4 protein-coding genes are annotated in these 11,022 nt (G+C 46.4%); 3 read left to right on the top strand and 1 reads right to left on the bottom strand.

The window, feature by feature from the left end; all coding sequences use genetic code 11:
* Positions 1–264: 264 nt before the first annotated feature.
* A complete protein-coding gene (locus QNO02_RS29720) occupies positions 265–1,770 on the top strand; it encodes a malate:quinone oxidoreductase (protein ID WP_289390735.1) in 1,506 nt (501 codons plus the stop codon).
* Positions 1,771–2,016: 246 nt separating this feature from the next.
* On the opposite strand, the gene QNO02_RS29715 is transcribed toward QNO02_RS29720, so the two are convergent.
* Complete coding sequence (locus QNO02_RS29715) at positions 2,017–5,106, bottom strand: hybrid sensor histidine kinase/response regulator (RefSeq protein WP_289390734.1); 3,090 nt, start codon at positions 5,104–5,106, stop codon at positions 2,017–2,019.
* Between the two features lie 177 nt (positions 5,107–5,283).
* On the opposite strand from QNO02_RS29715, the gene QNO02_RS29710 reads away from it, so the two are divergent.
* Positions 5,284–6,420, top strand: coding sequence for a response regulator (locus QNO02_RS29710; protein WP_289390733.1), 1,137 nt, complete (start codon positions 5,284–5,286; stop codon positions 6,418–6,420).
* Positions 6,421–6,575: 155 nt separating this feature from the next.
* Positions 6,576–10,784, top strand: a complete 4,209-nt coding sequence (locus QNO02_RS29705) for a DUF8202 domain-containing protein (RefSeq protein WP_289390732.1) — start codon at positions 6,576–6,578, stop codon at positions 10,782–10,784.
* Positions 10,785–11,022: the final 238 nt, after the last annotated feature.

Raw genomic sequence — 11,022 nt, 5'->3', positions numbered from 1 at the left:
ACCGGGTTCCTTTCTTTGTTTTGAACAAATATATCTTTCAGGCCTATAACCGGGCTAACGTTCCGATGTAAACTAGCGTATACTGATGGAATAGCAAATATCTTGAAATTGCATATTTAAATTGCTCTATATTATTGATACACTAGATCAAGGTTATAATCATTCAGAGAAGGTGCGACCCCGTTCAAGAATGGGCTTGCTGCAAATGCCAAATCGATAACGCTTACATCCTTTTGGCAAATATAGGATATAAGGACGGTAGACATGAGCCAGGGACAAACGAGTACAGATGTTATCTTGATTGGTGCCGGAATTATGAGTGCAACTTTGGGAACTTTGCTAAAAGAATTGGCACCAGACTGGAATATTAAGGTTTTCGAAAAGCTAGCCACTGCAGGAGAGGAAAGCTCCAACGAATGGAATAATGCCGGAACCGGGCATGCTGCATTGTGCGAACTTAACTATACCGTTGAACGACCAGACGGAACCGTAGATATTAGCAAAGCGATTAAAGTGAATGAACAATTTCAGATCTCAAAGCAATTTTGGTCCTATCTCGTCAATAGCCGTCTGATTCGTAATCCGCGGGACTTCATTATGCCGATTCCTCATTTGAGTTATGTACACGGAGAGAGCAATGTCCAGTTTTTGAAAAGACGTTATGACTCCTTGTCGAATCATCCGCTGTTCGCAGGCATGGAATTCTCGGATGACAAGAAAGAGCTGGCGAAATGGATGCCGCTGATGATGAAAGATCGTACAAGTAATGAACCTGTTGCAGCGACCAAAATTGACTCCGGTACGGACGTTAACTTTGGTGCTTTAACGCGTATGCTGATCAGACATTTGAAGGAACAAAACGTGGGTATCCACTACGAACATAGCGTGAAGAATATGAAACGTACCAGCGATGGGCAATGGGAATTAACCGTGAAAAACCTGAAGAGCGGTGCAGTCGAACGCCATAAGGCAAAATTCGTCTTTATTGGCGCGGGCGGTGGAAGTCTGCATTTGCTCCAGAAGACTGGCATTCCGGAAGGTAAACATATCGGCGGATTCCCGGTCAGTGGCATCTTTATGGTGTGCAAAAATCCAAAAGTCGTGGAACAGCATCATGCCAAAGTATACGGCAAGGCTTCGGTAGGGGCTCCGCCGATGTCTGTTCCGCATCTGGATACCCGTTTTATCGACAATAAGAAGTCGCTGCTATTTGGACCGTTTGCCGGGTTCTCGCCGAAGTTCCTGAAGACGGGTTCCAATGCCGACTTAATCACGTCTGTTAAGATGCATAATCTGCTTACGATGCTCGCAGCAGGTGTCAAAGAAATCTCTTTGACCAAGTACTTGATCCAACAACTGATGTTATCCAAAGAACAACGTATGGCAGAATTGCGCGACTTTGTTCCGGGTGCGAAGAGCGAGGATTGGGATATGGTTCTGGCGGGGCAGCGTGTGCAGGTGATCAAAGATACCGTCCAAGGTGGCAAAGGAACGCTCCAATTTGGTACGGAAGTGGTCACGTCTGCAGATGGAACGATTGCGGCTTTGTTAGGTGCATCACCGGGTGCATCCACCGCAGTTCAGGTCATGCTTGAGATTCTTCAGCGGTGCTTCCCGCAGCATATGGAGGCATGGGAGCCAAAGATCAAGGAAATGATTCCTTCTTATGGCATATCCCTTGTGGAGAATCTGGATCTCCTCAAAGAGGTTCATTCTTCAACAGCCAAGGCGCTGGGGTTATCGGATGAAAAACATGTCATGCACGTATAACCATTAGCTTATCGTGTTAGATAATAATCAAGCCAAAGAAGAGAGCTAAGCCGGGGCGACACCCGTGCCTAGCTCTCTTTTTTAGGTTTATTTCGTATATCAGAACTTGATCGTGAGCTTGAATTTGGAATTGAACATGAACATGTCCGCTACCATCGCGTTCCTCTAGACCTTACACCTAAGCATCTGGATACGGATCGTACAGTACAGTATGTCCACTGTAGAGTCATAGAACGATCTTATCGCTCAGAATCTTGTGCTGCGGTCCAAAGGGATGACAAAGGAAACTTTCGTGCCTTGACCCGGCGAGCTGACGATGGTCAAACCTTGTCCGTACATCTGGGTTAACCGGCGATGTGTATTGGTTAATCCAATACCTCCCGTTCCGCCGGGACCTTTCTTGGGCCACGCCAGTGCCCGTTCGATCTGCTCGGGCTGCATCCCAACACCGTCATCCTCGATTTCGATCAAGGTTCCGTTGGTTTGGTTGATGATTCGGATATGCACGGTTCCACCCTCAACTTTGCTGAGAATACCATGTCGAACAGCATTCTCAATGAGCGGTTGAATGGTGAGTGGCGGCAGGGATAGATCAAGATCATCGGGAATATCCCAGATGACATTCAACCGATGCATGAATCGTTCTTTCTCAATGTAGAGATAGGCACGGGAGAGATCCAACTCATGAGTGACCTCAACCATTTTCTCCGAATTGACAAAATGAAAGCTGGTCTGAAGATACTCGATAAAAGCATCGCCCAGTTTCTGCATTCGCTCCGTGTCCATCTCACTAAGAACCATGATTGAATTGAGCGTATTAAAAAGAAAATGGGGCTGAATCTGTGCTTGTAAGTAAGCAGCCTCCATGCGCAGTCGCTCATCAATAGATTGTTTCAGTACGATCAGAGACCCGATGCGATGCCTTAATTCAACGGCATCCACGGGCTTGGTGACATAGTCCGTTGCACCGGCCATGAATCCGGCGTACACATCAGCTGGTTCATTACGAGCCGTCAACAACAGGATGGGAAGCTCCGATACCGAATAACGCTTGCGTACGTTCTCGGTCAGTTCATAACCGGACATATGAGGCATCATGACATCGGCAATTAGTAAGTCCCAAGGCTCCTTATCCAGCAATTCAAGTGCTTCAAGCGCCGAGGCTGCAGGTTGAATATGGTAAGGTTCATTCGCAAGCATGGAGATCAGTACTCGCAGGTTTACAGGATCATCATCGACGGCAAGAATACGGGCGGCAGTCTTATCCTGAGATATGGTCTGCTGCTGTGGCTCTGCAATCGCAATTTCATCGAAGCTGTGAGCGTCCCATTGCTGCTCAGTCTGGTCCGATAGCGATGCGGTGTCTTCCCGTGGAAGCGAGATCTGGAAGGTGGATCCTTGCCCAGGTACGGATTGCACGGTGAGTTGGCCGCCATGGAGTTCTGTGAGCTGCCTGCTAATATTGAGACCGAGGCCGATTCCTCCGCTTAAACGAGCCTCTGGGGTCCCTTGTTCATACGCCTCGAATATTCGCTGTTGTATCTCCTCACTCATACCAACACCTGTATCTGAAACTTGAATCAAGACGTACTCTCCATGTTCCCGAACGGACACGGTAATTGTACCCTCATCGGTAAATTTGAGCGCATTATGCAACAGGTTGTAGAGCACCTGAACAAGTCTTCTCTCATCGGCCTGAATCAACGGCAGTGATTCTGGAATATCTACCTGCATATGGATGGGCTTGCCCTCTGCCATGAATCGGAACATACCGATCACGCCAGGAATGACAGATGCAAGAGATAAAGATTTCTTCTGAAGCGTAATGCGTTTTTCCTTCAAACGAATAACATCCAAGAGGTCATCAACCAGTTGGGACATGCGTCGGCCGATGGTAACTAAGAGCTTCATGTCTTCTGCCTGCTGCCCACCTGATTTACGCCGTTCACGGACTGCGATGCTCTCGGCGATATTGATGATCCCGTGCAGCGGTGTACGCAACTCATGAGCCGTATTCACAAGAAACTGATCCTTCTGGCGATCCTCCTCTTTGAGTTGTTCGTACAACTTCTCGATCTCACTTGAATTGCGGAAGTATTTTCTAAACCAATAGGCGGAGAAGCCAAACATGGCCGCGATCACATCGATCGGATAATACACGTTGGTAATTTCGCTATGTGAGTTCACAATTCCCCATAACACGCTTGATAGGCTGCTAGTAGCCGCAAAGAGCAAAAAGCTTGCGTCGCTTCGTTTCTCGGCTGCCATTCGGAAGAATAGGTAGACAGACCAGCCGATGGCAAACAGATAAAGGAAATCAGAAAGCCCAATCTCAAGTACATGATAGATCAGGGTCACTGGTGCGACGAGCAAAAATAAACAGTAAACGCCAAGCACGCTGGCATAGATACGGAACAGTTTACGCCCTTGTAGACTATAGGAGAAGCTTCTAGCCATCTGTAAAAGAAAGAATGCGAACAACGGATAGGACAACGCTTTGGCCTTAACGATCCAAGTGAAGTTGAGTGGAATCCAACCCAATAACAGACTGTCATGGTCGGAGACGACCGTTAGGCCAGCTACCAGTGTCAGCATCGAGAACGTCAGCAGAGCTCGTTCCTTTCGGATAAACAGAAACATCACAAAAGCGTATAGGCTGTGCAAAAGCAGTATAGCGAATGTAATCTTTTGCAAGTCAATGGATAGTCCTCGCTCACTGCCAATGGCTTCTGGAGAACCAAAATAGAGAGAGCGTGTGATCCCTCCACTATAAGGATCGTCAAAATTGGCTGTCTGCACCAAAAGATTGAGTTCGGTAGAACCGTCAAGCACATAGGAAGTCGTAAATGCAGTCCTTTCTGGTCGATAGGCTTCGGCATGAGTGGCAGGTTGGCCGAATTCGGCAACAATGGTCCCGTTCATCTCAATAATCGATGATGTCTGGATTTTCTGAGCCCAGAGAGAGACTTCCTCCACAGATGGGTCTAAAAGTATGCGAAGACGGTACGTCCCATATCCGAACGATGATGAGGATTGTGGTAATGCATTACGCCAGTCACCGGGAACTTGAATCCATGAGGATAGGTTATCCGTTATTTTCGCGTCACGATTAGAGATTAACGCCTGGGGATAAAATTCCCATTCTCCATCCAGGGATATGGGTGAAGTGTTGGCGAGGTCCCAGCCTCGAAGGTCCAACAAGCCTTCAATGGGTTCAGGATGTGCGGGTATAGTGAAAGTCTCGGACCATATCCAGCGAAAGCCAAGCAAAATAGTCAGGAATAGAATCGACAGCACTACATATCGGGGTATCTTTTTATAGGTTATTGGTTTCATGGCAGACTTTAGTTTTCGACAGTTTACTTCAAATTCCTGCATGCCCTCTGCCAAAGATGAACATTTTTTTGAATACCGGAACATAGATTCTATATTTAAATGATAGCGGTCCCACGTCAGGATTTATGGTAAAATTATAGATTAAAGGGTGATCAGTGAGCCAGAGGAGTTGTGCATATGAGAGTGATTTTGGTAGATGATGAATATCTCGCTCTGAGCAGGTTGAACAAACTGTTGCTAGAGAGAGAGGATTGCGAAGTTATCGGCTCTTTTCTGACGGCACAGGAAGCCATCGATCAGATCAAACTTCATCTGCCGGAAATCGTCTTCATGGACGTTCAGATGCCGGGGATGAACGGGATTGAGGCGACCGAACGTATCCATGAGGTTTCCCCTGGAACAGAGGTTATTTTCACAACAGCCTATAACGAACATGCACTGACGGCCTATGGGCTTGAAGTGCTGGACTATATCATGAAGCCTGTAACGCGTGACCGTTTGGAAAAAACGATGAAGATGTATCAACGCCGAACGGTGTCAGCAAGTCTGAATATAACAGAAGGGCCATCCATGTTGATCCGTTGTCTGGGGATGCTCCAAGTCCAACTGCACCCAAATGAGCCGCCAAAACATATGAAGTTCAGAACAACCAAGATTAGAGAGTTATTCGCCTATTTGCTTCACCATCGGAACAAACCGATTAAACGGGATACGTTACTCGAGCTGTTGTGGCCAGAGTTGGATGAGCGGAGAGGTATATCCAATCTGCACAGTGGCATCCATCGCTTACGCAGCATGATGAACGAATCCATGGGTGAGGACAAGATGGTCATTCGTTATCAACAGTTTGGTTATCTATTGGAAACGGGAGAATTCAGGATTGATGCTGAAGAATGGGAGAGTCGTCTTAACCGATTGCCTCTGTTATCTTCGTCTACAATAGCTGAACATCGGCAGACCTCAGATCAATATGAGGGCAAATATTATAGTGAAGACGATTATGTATGGGCTGAGTTGGAGCGCGAACGATTGCATGCACTCTGGCGTAACCACGCCATGCAACTCGCGCAATATTACATCGAACTGGGACAGAATACGGAAGCACTCACGGTATATCACCGGGTACAGCAATTCGAGCCATCATTGGAGGAAGTCGGACTGGCCTTAATGAAGACCTACGATCGATTAGGCAATAAAGATCCTGTGGTCGCTCAATATAACCAGTTGGTTATCGCTTTAGAGCAAGAGGCAGGTATACGTCCCGGCCTGGAAGTTGAGTTATGGTACCAACAATGGAAAAATTCAAATATTTAATTGAAAATATTCAGCCTCGCAGCTTCACTTGCGAGGCTGTTTTTTTTGTTGTATTTGTTAGCGAGGAGTTTGGTAAGAGTTTGGTAAGAGGCTATGTGTAGAATAAGCAAGATGAGGGTCGATATTATGCGAAATGTAAAAGAGGGAGGATAAGTATGTCGTTTTTGTACAGTAAGAAGTGGAAAAAAGGATTTAAAGTGTCCGTAGTTAGCATGTTGTTATTAAGCACATTCATCTCTTCAATTGGTTCAGAGAGAGTAAGCGCAGCTAGCAGCCCTGTTCCAGGGGGAACGGGTCTTGAACCTGTGTTATGGCTGAAAGCAGACTCGGATGCTGATACGGTGGAAGGTTTACTGACCGATTGGAAGGACCAATCAGCTAACGAGGTAGAATTTGACCTGGTTATTCCTTCTGGGAAGACAGCACCGAGTTATAATCCGGGAGGAATTAACTTTAACCCCAGTGTAAAATTCAACAATCCGACAGGTGGGGGCCACTATAGTAGCTCCGTAAAGCTGGTAGGTGACAAACCAATTAAATTCCAATCTGGCTATGCCGTTTATAAAAATAACAACGGGGGAGCTCTTGTCGGAGCGACTACTCCTACAGGAACCAATGGCGTCATTTTAATGGGTGGATATGGAAACAATTTTGCCTCAGGTAATGGCGTCGATGGTGTTTATGACTATTTCAATCTGGTGGATAGAAGTAGAGCTCAGATCGTGAACTTTGATATCGTAAGTAATAATAATCATACAGCACGAGTAGATGGTGTTGAAGCTAGCTTCAGTCGGAAAGGGGCCTTTGGAGAGATTAACTTTACTCCTGTTATAGGTGCTACCAACGGCGGAAGTGCCACTTATAACTGGGGTGGTCTTGTAGCTGATGTTGCTGAGATTATTTTGTATGACAATCAGACAGCTATGGATGCTTCAAAAATTGAGTCTTATCTAGCCATTAAATATGGCATTACGCTCAACAACGGAGCAAGTCCTTATCTTTCAACTAACGGAAGTGAAGTGTGGACTGTCGATTCCAAGTATAAGCACAATATTGCAGGAATCGGCAAAGATGAAGCACAGGGCTTGAATCAAAAACAAAGCTTAAGCATCAATGCTGGAGTACCACAAGTCGCCGTAGGTGTTAACACGCTGGCTGCTACAAATGCAGATAATTCCAGCATTTTGACGGATCAGCAATATTTCGTATGGGCGGATAACGGTCTGCCATTGACCTATGATCAGTCTATAAATAAACCGGGACAATATCATGCGCAAAGAGTTTGGAAAGTGCAGAATACGAATAACGTGGGTGAAGTGGAGATTGGTATCCCGGAAGTGTCAGTTCCAGCAGGTTATCAATTACTGGTAAGTGACAGTGAAGATTTTACAGATGCATCTGGCTATGAATTGAGCCTCAAAGATGTAAATGGAATTCCACATTATACAGCCAAGGCGGCATTAAAAGACGGAGAGTATTTCACGTTCAGTGCGTGGGCACCAAAATTCACAAGCGCAAATGTAAGTAATGTGTCTGTGACAGAAGATGAGGTTATTGTAACGTTCGATGAGGAGCTCGATTTTTCGAATATAGCAAGTTTAACTGGCTTCAAACTGGAGATCAACGGCCAACCAATCACGATCGACAGTTTCGAACGAGGAGCGAACAGCAAGACATTGAAGTTAAAAACGAGTCAGATTATCCCTTCCAATGCATCAGTGATCGTTTCTTACGATATTGAAGATGGTAATCTAAAAGGGACTAACGGTGCCCCAGCTCAAAGTTTTAGCGAAAATGCTGTGACAAAGGTAGACAAGTCCTTGTTGCAAGCCAAAGTAACTGAAGTTACAGGCGAGGGTCTAGAGGAATCTGAGTACACACCAGTGAGCTGGACAGCACTGAATAATGCGATGAACGAAGCAGAGCGAGTGTTGAATGATCCGACAGCGACCCAAGCGCAGGTAGACAAGGGACTTTTGGATCTGACAGATGCAAGAACGGGCCTAATCCCTACAACATCTGTACCAGTTGTAGATAAATCAGTTTTGCAAGCGAAAGTAACTGAAATTACAGGTGAAAGCCTGAAAGAGTCAGCGTACACGCCAGTGAGCTGGACAGCACTCGATGATGCGATGAATGAAGCAGAGCGAGTGCTGAATGATCCGACGGCAACCCAAGCGCAGGTAGACAAGGCACTTTTGGATCTGACAGATGCAAGAACGGGCCTAATCCCTACAACATCTGTACCAGATGTAGATAAATCAGCTTTGCAAGCGAAAGTAACTGAAATTACAGGTGAAAGCCTGAAAGAGTCAGCGTACACACCAGCGAGCTGGACAGCACTGGATAATGCGATGAATGAAGCAGAACGAGTGTTGAATGATCCGACAGCGACCCAAGCGCAGGTAGACAAGGCACTTTTGGATCTGACAGATGCAAGAACGGGTCTAATCCCTACAACATCTGTACCAGTTGTAGATAAATCAGCTTTGCAAGCGAAAGTAACTGAAATTACAGGTGAAAGCCTGGAAGAGTCAGCGTACACACCAGCGAGCTGGACAGCACTGGATAATGCGATGAACGAAGCAGAGCGAGTGTTGAATGATCCGACAGTAACTCAAGCGCAGGTAGATAAGGCACTTCAAGATCTGACTGATGCAAGAACAGGACTTACCAAAGTGATTGGTACGGATGCATCTACCTTGCAAACATTGGTCCCTTCCGTGGGAAGCTTGTCTCCGGCCTTTGATCCGGCTAAAGATACCTACACCATTTCTGTTCCGAATAGCGTATATCAATTCCAGCTAACGCCAACGGCACTTGATCCACTTGCGAAGATTGAAATAGCTGTTGGAGATGGAGAATGGAACGAGATTTCAAGTGGTGCTGTAAGTGAGAATCTACCGCTCCAAGTTGGCGGAAATAAGATCGTTGTTAGAGTAACGGATTCACTTGGCCACGTTACGGAGTATAAAATTAACGTGACTAGAGCATCCAATGACAATGGTAACAATGGTGGAGGCAACAATGGCGGCGGAAATACGGGAGGTAACAGTGGAAGCACACCAGCACCTACACCTGCGCCAGTACCAACGCCAACGCCGGCACCCGTGAAGGATAATTTGGAGACAACTCGGGATGGTAGCCATCAACCATTTGCTACATCCAAACCATCTAACAACAAAGAAACGTTGGTTCAAGTTGATCCAGCCAAGCTGAATGTTGCCATGTCACAAGGCACAGGACAACAGTTCGCCATTCATTCACCGAATGATGGGAATATTAAGGTGGACGGTTTAACCCTCGAAACACTGAAACAATTAGTAGATCAAGGTTCCAGATTGAACATTAGCAATCCGTTAGCGATCTATCCGGTACCTGGTGGCAAAATGGACTTGAATGGTGTGTCCAAACAGCTTGGTAATGCAGCGTTGAATGATATTGATGTCCATATTGATATTGCACGTTCCTCGGATGCATTGATTGACAGCGCCGAGACAAGAGCCGCATCCCAAGGATACGAGCTACTTGTCACACCAGTTGATCTGGATCTGACGTTTACGAAAGATGGACAGACTGTGCGATCTAGCCAGCTGAATGGCTATGCACCGAAGTATATTGCACTTCCAGAAGGCATCGACCCGAACCGGATTACAACAGGAGTGATCATCAACCCGGACGGTAGCATCTTCCATGTACCAACGGTTGTTACCAAAGTCGATAGCCGATACTATGCACTCATTAATGACCTGCGCAGCAGCGGAAGTTACTCAGTCATCTGGAATCCGCAGGATTTTGAAGATGCCAAGTCCCATTGGGGTAAAACCGATGTGAACAACATCGCTGCGAGATTAGATCTGAAAGGTAACGGAGATAACACGTTCTCACCGAACCGTCAGGTTACTCGTTCTGAGTTTGCCGAGATTGTTGTACTTGGACTGGGCCTAATGCGTCAGGATGCACCACAGAATCTATTCCCTGACGTTAACGAATCCGCATGGTTCCGCTCCGCGGTAGCCCTTGCGAATGAATTCGGTATCGTTCGCGGTTACGATAATGGCAACTTCTACGGTAATCAGGAGATCACACGTGAGCAAGGATTTGCCATGGTCGCTCGTGCCTACCGTCTGATTGAACCAAAAGCGGCAATCAGCCCGGAACAGATGAACTCTGAACTGGAGCGTTACAGTGATGCAGCCGATGTATCGAATTGGGCAAAAGAAGATGTAGCCCAGTTGATTGCAGCGGGGATCATCCAAGGTAATGGGCCAGAGGTTCTGAGTCCAAAGACCACGATGACCCGTGCTGAGGTCACTGCATTGATTGCAAGAATGTTGAAAGTAACAAACCTGATTGATAAGTAACACATCTATACGGAAAAGCCTTTGCTGACATTGGGGGTCGGCAAAGGCTTTTTTCTATTTTCATTAAATTCTTAAATTCATGTCGTAATACTTTCGCCCTGTTGGCAGATCATGGAATCTGAGATGATGGGTTCACCAGAGGTTCGGGTGACAAACTTTGAACCGCTGGCCTTCAGGCTATTGCGATCCTTCCTTCTACAATCATTGGAGATCATAGGGTCGCAGCTCTCCTGAAGAT

Source organism: Paenibacillus sp. PK1-4R (genome assembly GCF_030369595.1).
GTDB lineage: Bacteria > Bacillota > Bacilli > Paenibacillales > Paenibacillaceae > Paenibacillus.
This window is presented reverse-complemented; position numbering and strand designations above follow the sequence as displayed.

Excerpts from the sequence above, each read along its gene's own strand:
- QNO02_RS29720 (WP_289390735.1), top strand. The coding sequence starts at position 265 with ATGAGCCAGGGACAAACGAGTACAGATGTTATCTTGATTGGTGCCGGA.
- QNO02_RS29715 (WP_289390734.1), bottom strand. The coding sequence starts at position 5,106 with ATGAAACCAATAACCTATAAAAAGATACCCCGATATGTAGTGCTGTCG.
- QNO02_RS29710 (WP_289390733.1), top strand. The coding sequence starts at position 5,284 with ATGAGAGTGATTTTGGTAGATGATGAATATCTCGCTCTGAGCAGGTTG.
- QNO02_RS29705 (WP_289390732.1), top strand. The coding sequence starts at position 6,576 with ATGTCGTTTTTGTACAGTAAGAAGTGGAAAAAAGGATTTAAAGTGTCC.